The following is a 17117-nucleotide window of genomic DNA, read 5'->3' as shown; positions in this document are numbered from 1 at the left end:
CAAGCTGCAAGAAATCAGCGCGATCCCGGGTGCCATTCCGGGAGTTTGGGAATCTCGGGATCGAGGTGGTCCCAGGCATATCCGCGCGAGCAGAACAGCACGACGGACGGTTTGAACGTGCTGGCATCGTCCAGCGTGCCGACATGGATGCCGATGAACTCCGGCTTCTCGTCCGGCTTGTTGTAGATCGGCGAGCCGCAGCTCGGACAGAATCCCTTGCGCTTGACTGCGCCGCTGTCGGCAGTGCGCTCGATTTCGCGCACCTCGCCTGTCACCGAGACTGCGCTGCGCGCGAACACGAAGATGGAGCTGTGGCCGCTGCCGGTGTCGCGCTGACAGTCGCTGCACTGGCATTGGAAGCCGCGGATCGGCGCGGACGCAATGGTGTAACAAACCGCGCCGCAGGCGCAACGACCTGAATATGTCGTTCGTCTCCCTCCCGACGGGGCCGACCGTTCCAATCATATCAGGCTCGTTTGACTTCTCCACATCGAACAGCCTGCGCGATTTCACACGAGTCCGATCTTCGCCGGCACGCTCACCCGCGCGACATCTTGTCGAACTTTTTCACCAGCCGCTCCCGCTTCAGCCGCGACAGCCGCTGGATCCAGAACATCCCATCGAGCTGGTCGATCTCGTGCTGGTGGCAGACGGCACGCAAGGCTTCCGATTCTTCAGTGTGCATCTCGCCGTCGAGATCCTGATAGTTGATCCGCACGCGGGCGTGGCGCTGGATGTCGTCGTTGACGCCGGGCATCGAGACGCTGCCTTCGCGATGCAGGATCATCTCGGGTGAGGCCCATTCGATCTCCGGATTGACGTAGGTCTGCGCACCCTCCTTGGCGTCGAGCTCGAGCACGACGACGCGCAAGGGCACGCCGATATGCGGCGCCGTGATGCCGATGCCGGGCGCGGCGCGCATGGTCTCGAGCAGATCCGTTGCGAGCTCGCGAAGCGCATTGTCGAACGCGGTGACGGGGCGGGCCGGCAACGTGAGGCGGCGGTCGGGATAGCGGACGATCGGGCGAATGGTCATGCAGGCTCCTGGCCGGAACCCTTGCGGGCGAGGAGACGGCTAATCGGCTGCGCAAGGGAAGACGATCAAGAGCGGCGGGATGATGCCATGATGCAGGTGTTTTGCCCGACGAGTCAAACGGCGAGTCTTTCTTCGCACTGCAAAGAGCTGCGCTGTAAGTCCTTGATCCCAAAGCGCCCGGCTACTGTGCATGGGGTTGTTTTCGCATTTTTTGTTTGGCAGGTCACAAATGCGTGCCGCAAAAACTTGCGTCGGCCTGTCGGCCCACCATGTTCCCATTCGTCTTCCACCCAGACAGACCTGACGGGAGACCAAAAATGAACTCTTCCTCCTATCGCTGGGTGATCGTCGCCGCGGGCGGCTTGCTCGGCTGCGTCGCCATCGGCGGCATGTTTTCGCTGCCGGTGTTCCTGCAGCCGATCGCAAAGGATACCGGCTGGTCCGTGACCGGCATCTCCAGCGCGATGACGATCGGCTTTCTGGCGATGGCCTGCACCAGCATGGCCTGGGGGACGCTGACGGACCGGTTCGGGCCGCGGCTGGTGGTGCTGACGGGATCGACGGTGCTGACCGTGAGCCTGTTCGCGGCGAGCCACGCCACTTCGCTGCTTGCGTTTCAGTTCGTCTTCGGCCTTCTGGTCGGGGCGTCCTGTGCCGCGATCTTCGCGCCGATGATGGCGACCGTGACCGGCTGGTTCGACACCCATCGCAGCCTCGCGGTCTCGCTGGTGTCGGCCGGCATGGGCATGGCGCCGATGACGATGGCGCCGCTCGCGGCCTGGCTCGTCTCCGGACATGACTGGCGCACCTCGATGCAGATCGTGGCGCTGGTGGTCGGCGCCATCATGATCCCGGTCTCATTCCTGGTGCGCCGCCCGCCGGCGCTCGCGCACGCCTTGGCCGCGCCTGCGGGCGAGGGCGCCGTGCAAGGTGAGATGTCGATGGGAGAGGCATTGCGCTCGCCGCAATTCCTGATCCTGCTCGCGACCAATTTCTTCTGCTGCGCCACCCATTCCGGCCCGATCATTCACACCGTCTCTTATGCCGTGAGCTGCGGCATCCCGCTGGTCGCGGCGGTGACGATCTACAGCATCGAGGGTTTTGCCGGCCTCGGCGGGCGCATCGCCTTCGGTCTGATGGGTGACCGCTTCGGCGCCAAGCGCGTGCTCGTCTCGGGCCTGCTGTTGCAGGCGTTCGGCGCACTCGGTTATGTCTTCGCGCACCAGCTCACGACATTCTATGCGGTCGGGGCCGTCTTCGGCTTCATCTATGCCGGCACCATGCCGCTCTACGCCGTGCTGATCCGCGAAAACTTTCCGCTCAAGATGATGGGCACGGTGATCGGCGGCACCGCCATGGCGGGCAGTCTCGGCATGGCCACGGGCCCGCTCGCCGGCGGCCTGATCTACGATGCGTTCTCGAGCTACGCCTGGCTCTATATCGCCTCCTGGGCGATGGGCCTCGGGGCCTTCCTGATGGCGATGAATTTCAGGCCGTTCCCGAAGCCGCGAGCGGAGTTGGCGCCGGCGGCGGCGTAAGCAGGTTCATCGAGGCGCAGCGCTAGAGCTGCGCCTCGATCGCGGGCTTGTCGATGATGGACCACACGTGCCGTATTTTTCGGTCGTGAAATTGATAGAATACGTTTTCGCAGAAGGATACGCGCCTGCCGTTCACATCCAGCCCCAGAAACGTTCCAGCCGGCGTGCAGTCGAACTTCAGCCGGGAGGCAATGTGGGGCGGATCGCAGACCAGCAGCTCGATGTTGAAATGCAAATCCGGAATTGAGCGAAAATCCTGCTCCAGCATGGCACGATAGCCGGACAGTCCGAACTGTCGCGCATTGTGGGCGACGTCATCGTGAACGAACTGTCCGAGCGCGGGCCAATCCTGCCGGTTCAGGCAGGCGATGTAGTCGCGGTAGATGTCGGCGAGGTCGGACCTGGTCATGGCGTTGCTCCTGCGGCTCCGGCCATAACGCGGCAACGGGGCGATCGGCGCCCGCGCTCACAGACGTTTTTCGAAGAAGAGGTCCGGGTAGGGGTCGTCATTGAAGCGGGGGATCTCGCTCCAGCCGCTGCGTCGGTAGAGCTGGCCGGCCTCCGCCAGGGCGCTGTTGGTATCGAGCCGCAGCAGCTTGATGCCGAGCCCGCGCGCGGCATCCTCGGTCGCGTCCATCAGGCGCCGGCCGAGCCGCAATCCGCGCGCCGCCGGTGCGACCCACAGCCGCTTGATCTCGGCATAGCCGTGATCCGTGCCCTTCAGCCCGACGCAGCCAATCGGCAGCGTGTCCGAGATCGCGACGATGAACGTGCCGCGCGGGCGGCGCATGTCCTTGGCGTCAGGATCGCGCGACAGCGAGACGTCGAACCCCTGCTTGAAGCGGCGGCCGAGCTCGCCATAATATTCGCCGAGGCAATAACGGGCCTGTTCGCTCCGCGGATCCATCTCATCCAGCGTGACGCGGTCGCGCGTCAATGCGGAAGCAATCAAATCCATCGCCGCCAGCAGCGCCTCGCGTTGCGAGTGCTGGGCGAGGAAGCCCTCGGCCTGCGTGTTCGACAGCGCCTCATAGGCCGCGAACTCTCGCCGGCCCGCACGTGTCAACGTCGCGACGCGGCGGCGCGCATCGTCCTCATGCGCATTGGTCTCGACCAGCCCTTCGTCCTCGAGGCTGCGCAGCAGGCGGCTCATCAGGCCGGAATCGAGGCCGAGGTAGTCGCGAATCTCAGCCACGTCCGAACGTCCGTGCCCGATCGCGTTGAGCACGCGCGCTGCCCCCAGCGGCCGCCCGCGTCCCAGGAATGACGTGTCGAGGGCGCCGACAGCGGACGTGACGGCGCGATTGAAGCGGCGGACGCGTGGAACAGGGTCGAGCATGATGTCTGACTTTAGTCAGGCATATCGTCGATGTCAATCAGCGCAGGCTTTCGCTTCACCGGCGAACTGCGCTTCAATCCAGGCCCAGCGCCTTGCGGGATTTCCGCGTGAGTTTTGCCGCGACCATCGCGTGCGCCTGCGCCAGATAGGCCCTGAGCTCGGCGTCCGGCAGCGCGTTGTTGCCGACGAGCTGCACCCATTTGGCGCGCGCCAGATACGGCGCCGGCCGCGCAAGGCCGTGCTCGATCAGCATGGCATAAGCCATGTTCGAGACTTTGAACATGTAGCCGCCGGAGCGCGCGGCAAAGCCGCCGCCGAGTGCGAACATCTTGCCGCCGACCTTGAACACCGAGGTGCCCTCCCACTGCACCACCTTGGTGACGGCGGGCAGGCGCAGGCAGCGGGTTTCGAAAGTTCTGGGAGTCATCGCTTGAGCGATAGCACAGCGCACGCGGCTTGCAACGCCGCAACGATGGAGCGCCACGGCGTGCCGCGCCGCGTCCGGGATAAGAGGGGACGACCCCACTTGTATCGTGCCGTCCGAATCCCCACACTCCCCACCATTCAATCAGTCACAGGAATAAGAACATGGCTCGCGTTCGCTGTATCACCGAGATGGGCATGGGCGTCGACGTCCATGGCAGGGACGCCACCAAGGCGGCGAAGCGTGCCGTCTCTGATGCCATCAGGCATTCGAGCCTCGGCTTCTTCCGGATGATCGACAAGACTGCGAACGACATGTTCGTGGACGTCACGATCGCGGTGCCGAATCCCGAAGCCGTCGACAAGGACGCGGTCGCGAAGGAGTTGCCTTACGGCACTGTCACCGTCAACGCGGTGAAGGGCGGGCTGGAGATTCCGTCGGCCCCCGAACAGGGCAACGACCCCATCCTCATCGCCAATGCCGCCGTCATCGTCAGCTTCGATAAGGACTAGGCCGGTGTCCGACCGTGACGAGACGCTGCTGGATCGCCCGATCTGGAGCGCGCTGACGACCAGCCACAAACATCTGGCCGAAGGTGGCCCGCGAGCATTGCGCTACCCGGTGGACGTAACGCCCTTTGCCGACATGGTCGACATGTCCGAGGCGAGCTTTGCTGCGCTCCGTGATCTCCTGTCGGGCGCGCAGGTCGCCGCACTGTTCACACCGGAGGCCGTCGACGTTCCCGCCGGGTTCAAGGTCGTGGTGGCCGGACCCTGCGAGCAGATGATCGGCTCTCCGGCCGACAGCCCGCTTCGCGATGCCGAGATCGTCCGGCTGGGTGAAGCCGACGTTCCCGCCATGATGGCGCTGACGGAGTTGACCAAGCCCGGTCCATTCGCGCGGCGCACCCACGAACTCGGGACGTTCCTCGGCATCCGTGCCGGCGGCGAATTGGTCGCGATGGCCGGCGAGCGCATGAAGCCGGGAAATTTCGTCGAGATGACGGCCGTCTGCGTCCACCCCGACCATCGCGGGCGGGGCTACGCGCAGGCGCTGCTGGCGGCGGTCGCACGCCAGATCGAGGCGCGCGGCGAAATTCCGTTCCTGCACGTGTTCTCGAGCAACTCATCGGCCATCGCGCTGTACCAGCGGCAGGGAATGCGGATTCGGCGCAGCCTGCACGTCACTGCGTTCATGAAGCAGGAATGAGCCGCGCCGTCCGGTCAGGCTTCTCATCCGGCGAATTCACGCTATATCGATCCCAACCATCATTGGGGGAAGCACATGGACGCCAGAACACCTGATTTTTCCGCCACGCGGACGGCAATGCAGCGTTACGTCGATCAGGAGATCATTCCCGGTGCATCCTGGGCGGTGCTGCGGGGCCGCGAGGTCGTCGATCAGCAGTGCGTCGGTTTTGCGGATCGCGAGGCGAGCACCGCGCTGCGGCCCGACCACATTTTTCGCGCGTTTTCCAACACCAAGATCTTCGTCACCTGCGCGATCATGCTGCTGGTCGAGGAAGGCCGCATCGGGCTCGAGGACGTTGTCGAGAAATTCCTGCCGCAACTCGGCAATCGCAAGGTTCTGAAGCCGGGCGCTTTGAGCCTTGCCGACGTCGAGCCGGCGAAAAGCCCGATCACGATCCGGCAGCTTCTGACCCATACCTCCGGCCTCAGCTACGGCATCTTCGATCCCGGTACGGTGCTGTTCAAAGGCTATAACGAGGCGCGCGTTCTCAATCCGTTGACGCCGCTGACCGACATGATCGACCAGCTCGCCGATCTGCCGCTGTCCTTTCATCCCGGCGCGTCCTGGGAATATTCGGTGGCGACCGACGTGCTCGGGCGTGTCGTGGAGGTCGTCTCCGGCAAGCCGCTCGACGCCGTCCTCAAGGCGCGCATCTTCGAGCCGCTCGGCATGACCGACACCGGCTTCCACGTGCCGGACGCGCAGCAGGGCAGGCTGGTCGCGCTCTACAACGGCACGGATGTGCTCGATCCCATGAAGCCCGGCCTCGCCCGGGCCGATGACTTGTCTTATCCGCAGGCCTATCGGCGGCAGTTCCCGCGGCTGTCAGGCGGCGGCGGACTGGTCTCGACCTTGCCCGACATGCTCGCTTTGATACGGGCGCTGCTCCCGGGCTCCGATGCGCTGCTGAAGCCGGAGACGCTGCGGCAGATGATGACGAACCAGCTGCCCGCCGGCGAGAACATCCGCTTCGCCAATCTCGGCCCGATCCCCGGCAAAGGCTTTGGCCTCGGCGGCGCCGTCACCTTCGCGCCGATGCCGTTCGATCCCCCGAATTCGACCGGCGAATTCCAGTGGGGCGGCCTTGCCGGCACCCATTGGTGGATCTGCCCGCAGGCCAATACCGCCGGTGTGCTGATGACGCAGCGCTACATGGGCTTCTGGAATCCGTTCTTCTTCGAATTCAAGCGGCTGGCCTATCAGGCCGTCGGAGGCTGATCGCAAAGAAAATTGCAGTTTGCCGCGAATCCTTTCCGGTCGTCGCGCCCTCTCTTGACGGTCGAGGCATTTTGGCTCGGCTTATGTCGGAGGGTGCGATGGCATTTTACAGGAAGAACATAGGCGGCCTGCATCAGGCCGTGCGGATTGCCTTAGGCGTCGCGGTGGCCGTCGCAGCATTCGTCTATCTCACCGGCGCGGCGCTGTGGCTGGTTGCGCTCGGCGGCGCCGGCTTCGCGCTGACCGGCCTCGTCGGTTATTGTCCGATGTGCGCGATGGCCGGCATCGGAAGGGGAGGCGTGTCGTGAGTGCCGCTGTGATCTCGCCGGACCTGTTCGAGGCCGCGCGCCTCGGCGATCCCCAGGCGATTGCGTCTCTGCTCGAGACGGCGCAGCCGAACATCCGCCGCTATGCCCGCGCCACCTGTCGCAGCTCGGCGGATGCCGAGGATGCGACGCAGGAGGCGCTATGGATCCTGTTTCGCCATGTCGGCACGATCCGCTCGTGGCTGGCGTTTTCGGCCTGGCTGTTCAGTGTGGTCCGCCGCGAATGCCTGCGGCTCGCCCGCAAGGCAGGCCTCGCGTCGGCGATCGACGACGGAGAGGCGGAGGCGCTGCTGCTGTCGCGTCCTGAAGCCGATTTGCGGCTCGACGTCGCGGCGGCCTTCGAGGCACTGCCGCCGCACTACCGCGATGTCGCGCTGATGCGCGACGTCAAGGAAATGACCATCGAGGAAATCGCCGTCGCACTCGGTGTGACCCGGCAGGCCGTGAAGGCCCGCTTGCATCGCGCCCGCGCCCTGATGCGCGAATATCTGACGAGGTAAGCCATGGCCTGTTATCAAAGCCCTGACGATCTGAAATCCATCCCGGCCTTCGTGGCGCTCGCGCCGGTCGAGGCCAACGCGTTCCTTGCGTTCAACCACGCCGTCGAGCGCAAGGATGGATTGATCCCGCCAAAATATCGCGAGCTGATCTCGCTCGCCGTCGCGCTCACCACGCAGTGCGCCTATTGCGTCGACGTGCACACGGCGCAAGCGGCGAAAGCCGGTGTAACGCGCGAAGAAATCGCGGAAGCCGCGCTGATTGCGGCGGCGGTTCGCGCCGGCGGCACGCTCGGCCACGCGTTGCTGGCGCAGCGCCTGTTCGAGCGGCACCGGGGCGAGGAACTGCGATAGGGGAGCGGGCGGATGTCCGTCAGGGATCAGGAATTTGCCAAACTATCTCGGCCTTGACGGATTTCGCTCCGGCTGGGTCGCCGCCTGGATCGACGAGCGCGGCGATCACGGCTTCGATTATTCGCCGGGTCTCGCGCGGCTGCTCGCGCTGCCGCATGCGCGCGCGATGATCGACATGCCGATCGGATTGAAATGGAGCGGATACCGCATCTGTGATTTGCGCGCACGCGAGCTGGTCGGTCCCGCCGTGTTTCTCGGCGCACGCCGCGATCTCTGGACGTTCTCCGATATGGCGGCAGCCAATCGCCACTACTGGGAGTGCGAGGGCAAGGGCAGGGGCGTGTCGGCGCAGCTCTGGAACATCAGGGACAAGATCAGGGACGTCGACGAGATCATGACGCCGACGCGGCAGGCGACCATCGGCGAAGCGCATCCGGAATTGATTTTTTGGAATCTGGCTGGGCGGGCCCGGCTTGCAAAGAAGACATCGGCGGAGGGCCGCGAGCAGCGCATCGCACTCCTGGAGCAGCGCGGCTTCGCGCGTTTGCCGAAATGGCTGACTCAACGGCACGGCACCGGCATCGGCCGCGACGACCTCATCGACGCCTGTGGCTGCGCGATCGCGGCGCGCGACAGCACGCAGCGGTTCGGCGGTGAGGAGACCGACCCGCGGGGCTTGCGGATGGAGATCAATTATTGAGGCCGTCGGGGTGCGAGGGATCGGGAAAAAGCTGCAATTTATTTGAAGCTTGCAGGAACAGACGATGGCCGGCCCGCGTTCCTCGTGCGAACCGAACACGGAGAAGCTCGTCCGATGAGGGATGCCAGTCAATTCGCGACCGCGATGCTTGCGCTCGTGTTCACCGGAGCACTGCTCGTCACCGGCCAACTTTTCATCGAACAACGCGCACAGCGCGACGTGATGCACGCCACCAACCATTTGCTGCGGCCGTTGTGACCTGTGCGGGAAAATGATCTGACCACTCGACCTTGCGTCGTTCGTCCGCTTGCCTAAACTAGGCGGCATCTCATGAACGAAGCCGGGGTCCTGATGTCCGATCTGTCCGCCTTTCCCGTCACCAAGCGCTGGCCGGCCAAGCACCCGGAGCTGCTCCAGCTCTATTCGCTGCCGACGCCGAACGGCGTCAAGGTCTCGATCATGCTGGAAGAGATCGGGCTTCCCTACGAGGTCCATCTCGTCGATTTCGGCAAGGACGACCAGAAGACGCCGGAATTTCTCTCGCTCAATCCGAACGGCAAGATCCCGGCGATCCTCGATCCCAATGGTCCCGGCGGCAGGCCGCTGCCGCTGTTCGAATCCGGGGCGATCCTGCAATACCTCGCGGAGAAGACCGGCAAGCTGCTGCCGCAGGATCCCGCGCGCCGCTACCAGACCCTCCAGTGGCTGCATTTCCAGATGGGTGGTATCGGGCCGATGTTCGGCCAGGTCGGCTTTTTCCACAAATTCGCCGGCAAGGACTTCGAGGACAAGCGGCCGCTCGAGCGCTACGTGGGCGAGGCCAAGCGGCTGCTCGGGGTGATGGAGATGCATCTTGCCGGCCGGCAATGGTTCATGGACGACGACTACACCATCGCCGACATCTCCATGCTCGGCTGGGTGCGCAACCTCATCGGCTTCTACGGTGCCGGCGATCTCGTCGAGTTCAGCCAGTTCAAATCCCTCGCCGCCTGGCTCGAACGCGGGCTGGCGCGTCCGGCGGTCGAGCGCGGGCTGAACATTCCGAAGCGGCCGTAAGGTCGAAGCGGCTTGAGGCTAGAACAGCCGTCCGCCGTTTGGCACAGGCTTGCTCGGCTGCACCAGAACGACCTTGCCGCTGGCATCGGGGAAACCGAGGGTCAGCACCTCCGAGACAACAGGGCCGATCTGGCGCGGCGGGAAATTCACGACCGCAGCAACCTGTTGGCCCACCAGCGTTTCAAGCGGATGGTTTTCGGTGATCTGCGCCGAGCTCTTGCGCACGCCGATCGCGGGACCGAAGTCGATCCACAGCCGCCAGGCCGGCTTGCGCGCCTCCGGGAACGGCTGTGCATCGACGATCGTGCCGACGCGGATATCGACCGCGAGAAAAGTGTCGAAGTCGATGGTCGGCGACGCCGTCGCGTCTGGATCGTGGGTGACGTGCATGGAGTGTCCGTTCGAAGAGTTGGCGTCGTCGCAATATTGTCGCGCGAACCGGAGTTGCGTACAACGCCTTGGGATCACGATACGACGCATGCGCGAGGAACGTTTTGCCCAACATCATCTACGGCATCAAGAACTGCGACACCATGAAGAAGGCGCGCGCCTGGCTCGACAGCCATGGCGTCGCCCACGCGTTTCACGACTACAAGGCGGCGGGGGTGGAGAAGGACAAGCTCAAGCAGTGGAGCGACAAGGTCGGTTGGGAGACGCTGCTCAACCGCGCCGGGACGACCTTCAAGAAGCTGCCCGATGGCGACAAGGAAGGCCTCTCCGAGAAAAAGGCGCTGGCGTTGATGCTAGCGCAACCATCGATGATCAAGCGGCCGGTGCTTGAAGTCGGCGGCAAGCTGCTGGTCGGCTTCAAGCCGGACGTCTATGCCAAGGAAGTCACGACCAAGGAAGTCACGACCAAGGAAGCCGCCGCCAAATCGCGCTGACCGCTAGTTCAGCTCGATGATCTCGGTGGGAACACCGGAGCCCTGCTGGTCCACGAACTCGACCAGCTCGGCCGGCGCGATGCGACCCGGGGTGCGATGGAACAGGTCGCGGTCGATCACCCCGCGTAATCTCGGGCGGGGCAGCGCGTCATTTCCGCGCATCAGATTCTTGATCTCGAAGCCGCCGTCCTCGCAGAAGGTCTTGAGCGACGCGATGATGTGACAGACCTTGCCGTCGGTCTGGAACGGCAGCAGCAGGCGCTCATAGGCGACGATACGGCCGTAGATGTCATCGACGTCCGCAACGCTGTAGACCGGCAGTCCGCGCGCCACGCATTCGTAGTAGACCGGCATCACCAGGGGCACGAGACGCGGCCCGATATAGTCGTCGAGCAGAACGCCTTTGCCGGTGTGTCCATAGGCGCGCGAGATGCGCGTACCTTCGCTCTGGATGGTCAGACGCGGTGTCGGCGTCGAAATGTCCACCGTATAATAGATCAGATCGGAGAGCTCTTCCTCGAGCCGCGCAGGCTGGTACTCCCAGATCGCCGGGGCCGTCTGCTCGCGCGCATAGAGCCGCAGCCACGTGTTCAGGAGATCACGCTGCCTGATCGACTTGACCACGGAAGGAGCGGCGCTTGCAAAATCCAAGACAATATTCCCGACGAATAGAAATTCCGGACGCATGAAACCCGCGCATGATCCTCGCCGCGGGAAAATTTTCCATGAAGGCTGGCGCATGGAACGAAAGACCGTTAACGACGGCTTGATGACCGGCGCTTTGCGAACCGGGAGGCCGGGCAGGCGCGACATCAAAACACGTCCGACTAAGGGAGCATAAGTCTCCCGGCCGGAGGCCTGACCTGCTCAGCTTTCCGCCTTGCCTAACCCCCGTCACCTCCGGCATATTCCGCGCCCGGAGGCGGCGTTCCGGATGGGCTTCAGGGAGTGGCTCCAAGGCCTCCGGAAAGCCGAAGCAACAAGGATAGCCACGCGCGTTGTGCGGGCAGGGGGAAAACTGTTTGGCCGATGAGTTCATTCTCGAAACGGAAGGCTTGACCAAGGAGTTCGCGGGCTTCTTCGCCGTCCGCGACGTTGCGCTCAAGGTTCGCCGTGGGAGCATTCACGCGTTGATCGGCCCGAACGGCGCCGGCAAGACGACGTGCTTCAATCTTTTGACCAAGTTCCTCAAACCGTCTGCCGGAAAAATCCTGTACAAGGGGCAGGACATTACCGCGATGGCGCCCGCCGACGTGGCGCGCCTGGGACTGGTTCGCTCGTTCCAGATTTCGGCGGTATTTCCCCATCTCACCGCGCTGGAAAACGTCCGCGTCGCGCTTCAGCGCCAGCACGGCAGCTCCTTCGATTTCTGGCGCTCCAAATCCGTGCTCAACCAGTTCAACGATCGCGCGCGCGAGCTGTTGAACGATGTCGGCCTCAGCGAGTTTTCCAATACGCCCGCGGTCGAGATGCCCTACGGGCGCAAGCGCGCACTGGAGATCGCAACCACGCTCGCGCTCGACCCCGAGATGATGCTGCTGGACGAGCCGATGGCCGGCATGGGCCACGAGGACATCGACAAGATCGCGGCGCTGATCAAGCGCATCTCCGCGAAATACACCATCCTGATGGTCGAGCATAATCTGAGCGTCGTGGCCAATCTCTCCGACATCATCACCGTGTTGACGCGCGGGCAGGTGCTCGCGCAGGGCCATTACAGCGAGCTCACCAAGGACGAACGCGTCAAGGAAGCCTATCTGGGAGCCGGTCATGGCTGAGACTGCAACGGCGGAAGCTCCCGCAAAGGCTGCGAGCGGCGGCAACCTCCTCCAGGTCCGCAACCTGGAAGCCTGGTACGGCGAGTCCCACATCCTGCACGGGATCAACTTCGACGTGAACGCGGGCGAGGTCGTCACCCTGCTCGGGCGCAACGGCGCCGGCAAGACCACCACGCTGAAGTCGATCATGGGCATCATCGGCAAGCGCACCGGCTCGGTGAAGTTCAACAACCAGGACATCATCCGCACGACCTCGGACAAGATCGCGCGGATGGGAATCGCGTTCTGCCCGGAAGAGCGGGGAATTTTCGCCAGCCTCGACGTGCGGGAGAACCTGCTGTTGCCGCCGGTGGTGCGTCCCGGCGGATTGCCGCTCGAGCAGATCTTCGATCTGTTTCCGAACCTGAAGGAACGGCTCAACAGCCAGGGGACCAAGCTCTCCGGCGGCGAGCAGCAGATGCTCGCGATCGCGCGCATCCTGCGCACCGGCGCGAATTTCCTGATGCTGGACGAGCCGACCGAGGGTCTCGCGCCCGTCATCATCCAGCAGATCGGCCACACCATTGCGCGGCTCAAGAAGGAGGGTTTTACGATCCTCCTGGTCGAGCAGAACTTCCGGTTCGCATCCACCGTCGCCGACCGCTATTACGTGGTCGAGCACGGCAAGATCATTGACGGATTTTCCAATGCGGAGCTTGCCGCCAACATGGACAAGCTCCACACCTATCTCGGTGTCTAGAACTGCCAACAAAAAGATTCGTAGGGAAGTAGCATGATGACAAAGTCGATTGCGTCGTTTCTGCTCGGCACGGCGCTGGCCGTGACCGCCGCCGGTGCAGCCTTCGCGCAGGACAAGACCGTCAAGATCGGCGCGCTGTCCGATCAGTCCGGGCTCTATGCCGATCTCGGCGGACCGGGCTCGACGCTCGCCGCGCAGATGGCCATTGAAGATTCCGGCCTGGCCGCGAAGGGCTGGAAGATCGACATCATCTCTGGTGATCACCAGAACAAGCCCGACATCGGCACCGCGATCGCGCGGCAATGGTTCGACGTCGACAAGGTTGACCTCATCGTCGACGTACCGAATTCCGGCGTGGCGCTCGCGGTCAACAACGTCGTCAAGGAAAAGAACGGCGTCTATATCAACTCGGGTGCTGCGACTTCGGACCTCACCAACGCGCAGTGCTCGCCCAACACGGTGCACTGGACCTACGACACCTACATGCTGGCCCACACCACCGGCCAGGCTCTGGTGAAGGCCGGTGGCGACACCTGGTTCTTCCTGACCGCCGACTACGCCTTCGGCGCGGCGCTGGAGCGCGACACCACCGCGGTCATCACCGCCAACGGCGGCAAGGTGGTCGGCGGCGTCAAGCACCCGCTGAACACGCCGGACTTCTCGTCCTTCCTGCTGCAGGCGCAGGCCTCCAAGGCCAAGATCATCGGCCTTGCCAATGCCGGCGGCGACACCACCAACACGATCAAGCAGGCGGCCGAGTTCGGCATCGTCAAGGGCGGCCAGAAGCTCGCGGCGCTGCTGCTGTTCCTCACCGACGTCAAGGCGATCGGGCTCGAGACCGCTCAGGGCCTCAACTTCACCGAGACCTTCTACTGGGACATGAACGACCAGACCCGGGCGTTCTCGAAGCGCTTCGCCGAGAAGATGAAGAACAATGCGCCGCCCACCATGGTGCAGGCCGGCGTCTATGCGGGCGTGCGTCACTATTTCAAGGCACTGGAAGCGCTCGGCGGCAACCCGCATGACGGCGCCAAGGTCGTCGAGAAGATGAAGTCGATGCCGACGGAAGACGATCTGTTCGGCAAGGGCGAGATCCAGCCCAACGGCCGCACCATCCACAATGCCTATCTGTTCGAGGTGAAGAAGCCCTCCGAGTCCAAGGGACCGTGGGACTTCTACAAGCTGGTCGGCACGGTGCCGGGCGACCAGGCCTTCACGCCGCTGTCCGAGAGCAAGTGCGCGCTGTTGAAGAAGTAAGCTAACCGCCCGCAGGCCATCAGGCCTGCGGGCGACTTTCAGGGAACGCCGAAGGGACCGGGTGCGGGATCGATGCAGGCTCTTTACGCTCAGCTACTGGTGGGACTGATCAACGGCTCGTTCTACGCGCTGCTCAGTCTCGGGCTTGCCGTGATCTTCGGCATGCTCAACATCATCAATTTCGCCCACGGTGCGCTCTACATGATGGGCGCGTTCGTCGCCTACTTCCTGCTGAACATCGGCGGCATCAACTACTGGTGGGCGTTGCTGCTCGCGCCGATCATCGTCGGCATCTTCGGCATGATCCTGGAACGGACCATGCTGCAATGGCTGACGGGGCTCGACCATCTCTACGGCCTGCTCCTGACCTTCGGCATTGCGCTGATCGTGCAGGGCGTGTTCCAGAACTATTTCGGCTCCTCTGGCATGCCTTACGCCATTCCGGACCAGCTCAAGGGCGGCATGAATCTCGGCTTCATGTTCCTGCCTATCTATCGCGGCTGGGTCGTCATCTTCTCGCTGATCGTGTGTATTGCGACCTGGTTCCTGATCGAGAAGACGCGGCTCGGCGCCTATTTGCGTGCCGCGACTGAAAACCCCACGTTGGTGCGCGCCTTCGGCGTCAACGTGCCGCGCATGATCACGCTGACCTATGGTTTGGGTGTCGGCCTGGCCGCGCTTGCCGGCGTGCTGTCGGCGCCGATCAACCAGGTGCGGCCGCTGATGGGCGCCGACCTCATCATCGTGGTGTTCGCGGTGGTCGTGATCGGCGGCATGGGATCGATCATGGGCTCCATCATCACCGGCTTTGCGCTCGGTGTGATCGAGGGCATGACCAAGTATTTCTACCCCGAGGCCTCCAACACCGTCGTGTTCGTGCTGATGGTGCTGGTGCTCTTGGTGAAGCCAACGGGATTGACGGGAAGGGCGGCCTGATATGACAGCCTTGACGGACGACACGCTGCCGGTAACCCCGCGCTCGATCCGCGATGAGATGATCGTGTTCGTGGTGATGGCGCTGCTGCTGGCTTCGGTGCCATTCACGGGGGTCTACCCGTTCTTCGTGATGCAGGCGCTGTGCTTCGCGCTGCTCGCCTGCGCCTTCAATCTCCTGATCGGCTACGGCGGTCTACTGTCCTTCGGCCATGCGATGTTCTTAGGGACGGCCGGCTATTGCAGCGCGCATGCGCTGAAGGTCTGGGCGCTGCCGCCCGAACTCGGAATCCTCGTCGGCGTCGCCGGTGCCTTCGTGCTCTCGCTCATCACGGGCTATATCTCGATCCGCCGCCAGGGCATCTATTTCTCGATGATCACGCTGGCGCTATCGCAGCTTTTGTACTTCATCTACCTCCAGGCGCCGTTCACCCATGGTGAAGACGGCATCCAGGGCATCCCGCAGGGACGCATGTTCGGCGTCTTCGATCTGACCAAGCCGACCGTGCTCTACTACGTGGTTCTGGTCGGCTTCCTCGCCGGCTTCCTGCTGATCTTCCGCATCATCAACTCACCGTTCGGCGAAGTCCTCAAGGCGATCCGCGAGAACGAGCCGCGCGCGATCTCGCTGGGTTACCGCACCGATCAGTACAAATTCCTGGCTTTCGTCCTCTCGGGCACGCTGGCCGGCTTTGCCGGTGCGCTGAAAGTCTTCGTGGCGCAGAATGCCTCGCTCACCGACGTGCACTGGTCGATGTCGGGCGAAGTCGTGCTGATGACGCTGGTCGGCGGACTCGGAACCGTGTTCGGTCCCGTGGTTGGTGCCTTCGTGATCATCGCCATGCAGCAATATCTGGCGGGGTTCGGCCAGTGGGTGACCGTGATCCAGGGCTCGATCTTCGTGATCTGCGTGCTCACCTTCCGCCGTGGCGTCATCGGCGAAATCGCGCATTACTTCCGGCGATCGCTGTAAGTCATTGATATAATGGAAGATGGGTTGATGCGCGAAAGCGGTGGATGATCCGGCTCCACGGGCGTGAGGTGGCACGCGCGTGGATCGAAAATGGTCTATGACAGTTTCATGACGGCCCGCCTGGGCCAGGCCATTATCCAACCGGTAGTTTCTCTCCCATGATGCGATTGTTTCGCGCTTTCCTGCCCAAGGAAGAACGGTTCTTCGACCTGTTCGACCGCCACGCCCAGACCGTGATCCAGGGCTCGATCGCGCTCCAGAGCATGCTCAACGGGGGCGAGGAGACGCCGGTCTATTGCCAGCGCGTCAACCAGTTCGAGAACGATGCGGACAACATCACCCGTGAGGTGCTGACGGCGGTGCGCCGCACCTTCATCACCCCGTTCGACCGCGGCGACATCAAGAACCTGATCACCTCGATGGACGACGCCATCGACCAGATGCAGCAGACCGCCAAGGCCGTGATGCTGTTCGAGGTCCGCAGCTTCGAGCCGCCGATGCGGGAGATCGGCGGGCTTTTGATCGAATGCGCGAATCTGGTCGGCCGTGCGCTGCCGCTGATGCAGAAGATCGGTCAGAACGTGGCCATGCTGACTGCGATCACGGAAGAACTGGGCAAGCTGGAAGGCCGTGTCGACGATCTCCATGATATCGGGCTGAAGGAACTGTTCCTCAAGCATCGCGACGGCAACGCGATGGATTTCATCGTCGGCGCGGAGATCTACGACCATCTCGAGAAAGTCGCCGACCGTTTCGACGACGTCGCGAACGAGATCAACAGCATCGTCATCGAGCAAGTTTAGGGCAGGGGCCA

Annotated in this window: 24 protein-coding genes; 17 read left to right on the top strand and 7 right to left on the bottom strand. The window is 63.5% G+C overall.

Annotated features, from left to right (window positions below; genetic code table 11):
- Positions 1-14: 14 nt before the first annotated feature.
- The gene (locus tag AC0L21_RS01655; protein WP_473257316.1) at positions 15-461 is read right to left on the bottom strand and encodes a GFA family protein; all 447 of its coding nucleotides are present in this window, start codon (positions 459-461) and stop codon (positions 15-17) included.
- Between the two features lie 77 nt (positions 462-538).
- A complete protein-coding gene (locus AC0L21_RS01650) occupies positions 539-1036 on the bottom strand; it encodes a peptide deformylase (protein ID WP_473257314.1) in 498 nt (165 codons plus the stop codon).
- A gap of 317 nt (positions 1037-1353) precedes the next feature.
- Here AC0L21_RS01650 and AC0L21_RS01645 point away from each other — a divergent pair, with 317 nt between their 5' ends.
- On the top strand, positions 1354-2574 hold the full coding sequence (locus tag AC0L21_RS01645; RefSeq protein WP_473257312.1) for an MFS transporter: 1221 nt from the start codon (positions 1354-1356) through the stop codon (positions 2572-2574).
- Positions 2575-2596: 22 nt separating this feature from the next.
- Here AC0L21_RS01645 and AC0L21_RS01640 read toward each other — a convergent pair whose 3' ends face one another.
- The 3 genes from AC0L21_RS01640 to AC0L21_RS01630 all read right to left on the bottom strand — a co-directional run bounded on the left by AC0L21_RS01640 (position 2597) and on the right by AC0L21_RS01630 (position 4340).
- Positions 2597-2983: an ester cyclase gene (locus AC0L21_RS01640; RefSeq protein WP_473257310.1), complete on the bottom strand. Its 387-nt coding sequence runs from the start codon at positions 2981-2983 to the stop codon at positions 2597-2599.
- Positions 2984-3040: 57 nt separating this feature from the next.
- Entirely contained in the window at positions 3041-3913 is an 873-nt protein-coding gene (locus AC0L21_RS01635) for a bifunctional helix-turn-helix transcriptional regulator/GNAT family N-acetyltransferase (protein WP_473257307.1), read from the bottom strand.
- Positions 3914-3986: 73 nt separating this feature from the next.
- Positions 3987-4340 (bottom strand): MmcQ/YjbR family DNA-binding protein, encoded by a 354-nt coding sequence (locus AC0L21_RS01630; RefSeq protein WP_473257304.1) that lies wholly within the window; start codon positions 4338-4340, stop codon positions 3987-3989.
- A 161-nt stretch (positions 4341-4501) separates the two neighbouring features.
- On the opposite strand from AC0L21_RS01630, the gene AC0L21_RS01625 reads away from it, so the two are divergent.
- The 9 genes from AC0L21_RS01625 (at position 4502) to AC0L21_RS01585 (ending at position 9739) form a co-directional block, all read left to right on the top strand.
- Positions 4502-4849, top strand: coding sequence for a Lin0512 family protein (locus AC0L21_RS01625; protein ID WP_106943230.1), 348 nt, complete (start codon positions 4502-4504; stop codon positions 4847-4849).
- Positions 4850-4853: 4 nt separating this feature from the next.
- Positions 4854-5546, top strand: a complete 693-nt coding sequence (locus AC0L21_RS01620; RefSeq protein WP_473257302.1) for a GNAT family N-acetyltransferase — start codon at positions 4854-4856, stop codon at positions 5544-5546.
- Between the two features lie 75 nt (positions 5547-5621).
- Positions 5622-6806 carry a serine hydrolase domain-containing protein gene (locus AC0L21_RS01615; protein WP_473257300.1) on the top strand — a complete coding sequence of 395 codons (1185 nt, stop codon included), beginning with the start codon at positions 5622-5624 and terminating at the stop codon, positions 6804-6806.
- Between the two features lie 98 nt (positions 6807-6904).
- Positions 6905-7114 carry a YgaP family membrane protein gene (locus AC0L21_RS01610; protein WP_473257295.1) on the top strand — a complete coding sequence of 70 codons (210 nt, stop codon included), beginning with the start codon at positions 6905-6907 and terminating at the stop codon, positions 7112-7114.
- Positions 7111-7632 carry an RNA polymerase sigma factor gene (locus AC0L21_RS01605; protein ID WP_473257293.1) on the top strand — a complete coding sequence of 174 codons (522 nt, stop codon included), beginning with the start codon at positions 7111-7113 and terminating at the stop codon, positions 7630-7632. Before AC0L21_RS01610 ends, AC0L21_RS01605 begins: the two co-directional genes overlap by 4 nt.
- Positions 7633-7635: 3 nt before the next feature.
- Entirely contained in the window at positions 7636-7983 is a 348-nt protein-coding gene (locus AC0L21_RS01600; RefSeq protein ID WP_473257291.1) for a carboxymuconolactone decarboxylase family protein, read from the top strand.
- Between the two features lie 34 nt (positions 7984-8017).
- A complete protein-coding gene (locus tag AC0L21_RS01595; protein ID WP_473257288.1) occupies positions 8018-8683 on the top strand; it encodes a DUF429 domain-containing protein in 666 nt (221 codons plus the stop codon).
- A 114-nt stretch (positions 8684-8797) separates the two neighbouring features.
- A complete protein-coding gene (locus AC0L21_RS01590; RefSeq protein ID WP_007609210.1) occupies positions 8798-8941 on the top strand; it encodes a hypothetical protein in 144 nt (47 codons plus the stop codon).
- Positions 8942-9034: 93 nt separating this feature from the next.
- The gene (locus tag AC0L21_RS01585; protein ID WP_473258359.1) at positions 9035-9739 is read left to right on the top strand and encodes a glutathione S-transferase family protein; all 705 of its coding nucleotides are present in this window, start codon (positions 9035-9037) and stop codon (positions 9737-9739) included.
- Between the two features lie 18 nt (positions 9740-9757).
- Here AC0L21_RS01585 and AC0L21_RS01580 read toward each other — a convergent pair whose 3' ends face one another.
- Complete coding sequence (locus AC0L21_RS01580) at positions 9758-10129, bottom strand: tRNA-binding protein (RefSeq protein WP_473257286.1); 372 nt, start codon at positions 10127-10129, stop codon at positions 9758-9760.
- A gap of 104 nt (positions 10130-10233) precedes the next feature.
- Between AC0L21_RS01580 and AC0L21_RS01575 the strand changes: the two genes are divergently transcribed.
- Positions 10234-10623: an ArsC family reductase gene (locus AC0L21_RS01575; RefSeq protein WP_473257283.1), complete on the top strand. Its 390-nt coding sequence runs from the start codon at positions 10234-10236 to the stop codon at positions 10621-10623.
- Between the two features lie 3 nt (positions 10624-10626).
- Here AC0L21_RS01575 and AC0L21_RS01570 read toward each other — a convergent pair whose 3' ends face one another.
- Positions 10627-11310 (bottom strand): hypothetical protein, encoded by a 684-nt coding sequence (locus AC0L21_RS01570; protein WP_473257281.1) that lies wholly within the window; start codon positions 11308-11310, stop codon positions 10627-10629.
- A 335-nt stretch (positions 11311-11645) separates the two neighbouring features.
- Here AC0L21_RS01570 and AC0L21_RS01565 point away from each other — a divergent pair, with 335 nt between their 5' ends.
- From AC0L21_RS01565 to AC0L21_RS01540, 6 genes are all read left to right on the top strand, one after another.
- Positions 11646-12401, top strand: coding sequence for an ABC transporter ATP-binding protein (locus AC0L21_RS01565; RefSeq protein WP_018459153.1), 756 nt, complete (start codon positions 11646-11648; stop codon positions 12399-12401).
- Positions 12394-13140 (top strand): ABC transporter ATP-binding protein, encoded by a 747-nt coding sequence (locus tag AC0L21_RS01560; protein ID WP_007609233.1) that lies wholly within the window; start codon positions 12394-12396, stop codon positions 13138-13140. The genes AC0L21_RS01565 and AC0L21_RS01560 overlap by 8 nt, the downstream gene beginning before the upstream one ends.
- Before the next feature lie 33 nt (positions 13141-13173).
- Entirely contained in the window at positions 13174-14397 is a 1224-nt protein-coding gene (locus AC0L21_RS01555) for an ABC transporter substrate-binding protein (protein ID WP_473257279.1), read from the top strand.
- Between the two features lie 72 nt (positions 14398-14469).
- Positions 14470-15333, top strand: a complete 864-nt coding sequence (locus AC0L21_RS01550) for a branched-chain amino acid ABC transporter permease (RefSeq protein ID WP_027517483.1) — start codon at positions 14470-14472, stop codon at positions 15331-15333.
- A gap of 1 nt (position 15334) precedes the next feature.
- Positions 15335-16303: a branched-chain amino acid ABC transporter permease gene (locus tag AC0L21_RS01545; RefSeq protein ID WP_007609238.1), complete on the top strand. Its 969-nt coding sequence runs from the start codon at positions 15335-15337 to the stop codon at positions 16301-16303.
- Between the two features lie 158 nt (positions 16304-16461).
- Positions 16462-17106, top strand: a complete 645-nt coding sequence (locus AC0L21_RS01540) for a DUF47 domain-containing protein (protein ID WP_007609240.1) — start codon at positions 16462-16464, stop codon at positions 17104-17106.
- Positions 17107-17117: the final 11 nt, after the last annotated feature.

The organism is Bradyrhizobium sp. WSM4873, assembly GCF_055811355.1.
The sequence above is the reverse complement of the archived record's forward strand: the minus strand, read 5'-3'. Positions and strand labels throughout refer to the sequence as shown.

What these genes read in the sequence shown, in the direction of transcription:
- AC0L21_RS01650 (WP_473257314.1), bottom strand. Translation starts at nt 1,036, where the DNA reads ATGACCATTCGCCCGATCGTCCGCTATCCCGACCGCCGCCTCACGTTG.
- AC0L21_RS01645 (WP_473257312.1), top strand. Translation starts at nt 1,354, where the DNA reads ATGAACTCTTCCTCCTATCGCTGGGTGATCGTCGCCGCGGGCGGCTTG.
- AC0L21_RS01640 (WP_473257310.1), bottom strand. Translation starts at nt 2,983, where the DNA reads ATGACCAGGTCCGACCTCGCCGACATCTACCGCGACTACATCGCCTGC.
- AC0L21_RS01635 (WP_473257307.1), bottom strand. Translation starts at nt 3,913, where the DNA reads ATGCTCGACCCTGTTCCACGCGTCCGCCGCTTCAATCGCGCCGTCACG.
- AC0L21_RS01630 (WP_473257304.1), bottom strand. Translation starts at nt 4,340, where the DNA reads ATGACTCCCAGAACTTTCGAAACCCGCTGCCTGCGCCTGCCCGCCGTC.
- AC0L21_RS01625 (WP_106943230.1), top strand. Translation starts at nt 4,502, where the DNA reads ATGGCTCGCGTTCGCTGTATCACCGAGATGGGCATGGGCGTCGACGTC.
- AC0L21_RS01615 (WP_473257300.1), top strand. Translation starts at nt 5,622, where the DNA reads ATGGACGCCAGAACACCTGATTTTTCCGCCACGCGGACGGCAATGCAG.
- AC0L21_RS01610 (WP_473257295.1), top strand. Translation starts at nt 6,905, where the DNA reads ATGGCATTTTACAGGAAGAACATAGGCGGCCTGCATCAGGCCGTGCGG.
- AC0L21_RS01600 (WP_473257291.1), top strand. Translation starts at nt 7,636, where the DNA reads ATGGCCTGTTATCAAAGCCCTGACGATCTGAAATCCATCCCGGCCTTC.
- AC0L21_RS01590 (WP_007609210.1), top strand. Translation starts at nt 8,798, where the DNA reads ATGAGGGATGCCAGTCAATTCGCGACCGCGATGCTTGCGCTCGTGTTC.
- AC0L21_RS01585 (WP_473258359.1), top strand. Translation starts at nt 9,035, where the DNA reads ATGTCCGATCTGTCCGCCTTTCCCGTCACCAAGCGCTGGCCGGCCAAG.
- AC0L21_RS01580 (WP_473257286.1), bottom strand. Translation starts at nt 10,129, where the DNA reads ATGCACGTCACCCACGATCCAGACGCGACGGCGTCGCCGACCATCGAC.
- AC0L21_RS01570 (WP_473257281.1), bottom strand. Translation starts at nt 11,310, where the DNA reads ATGCGTCCGGAATTTCTATTCGTCGGGAATATTGTCTTGGATTTTGCA.
- AC0L21_RS01560 (WP_007609233.1), top strand. Translation starts at nt 12,394, where the DNA reads ATGGCTGAGACTGCAACGGCGGAAGCTCCCGCAAAGGCTGCGAGCGGC.
- AC0L21_RS01555 (WP_473257279.1), top strand. Translation starts at nt 13,174, where the DNA reads ATGATGACAAAGTCGATTGCGTCGTTTCTGCTCGGCACGGCGCTGGCC.
- AC0L21_RS01550 (WP_027517483.1), top strand. Translation starts at nt 14,470, where the DNA reads ATGCAGGCTCTTTACGCTCAGCTACTGGTGGGACTGATCAACGGCTCG.
- AC0L21_RS01545 (WP_007609238.1), top strand. Translation starts at nt 15,335, where the DNA reads ATGACAGCCTTGACGGACGACACGCTGCCGGTAACCCCGCGCTCGATC.
- AC0L21_RS01540 (WP_007609240.1), top strand. Translation starts at nt 16,462, where the DNA reads ATGATGCGATTGTTTCGCGCTTTCCTGCCCAAGGAAGAACGGTTCTTC.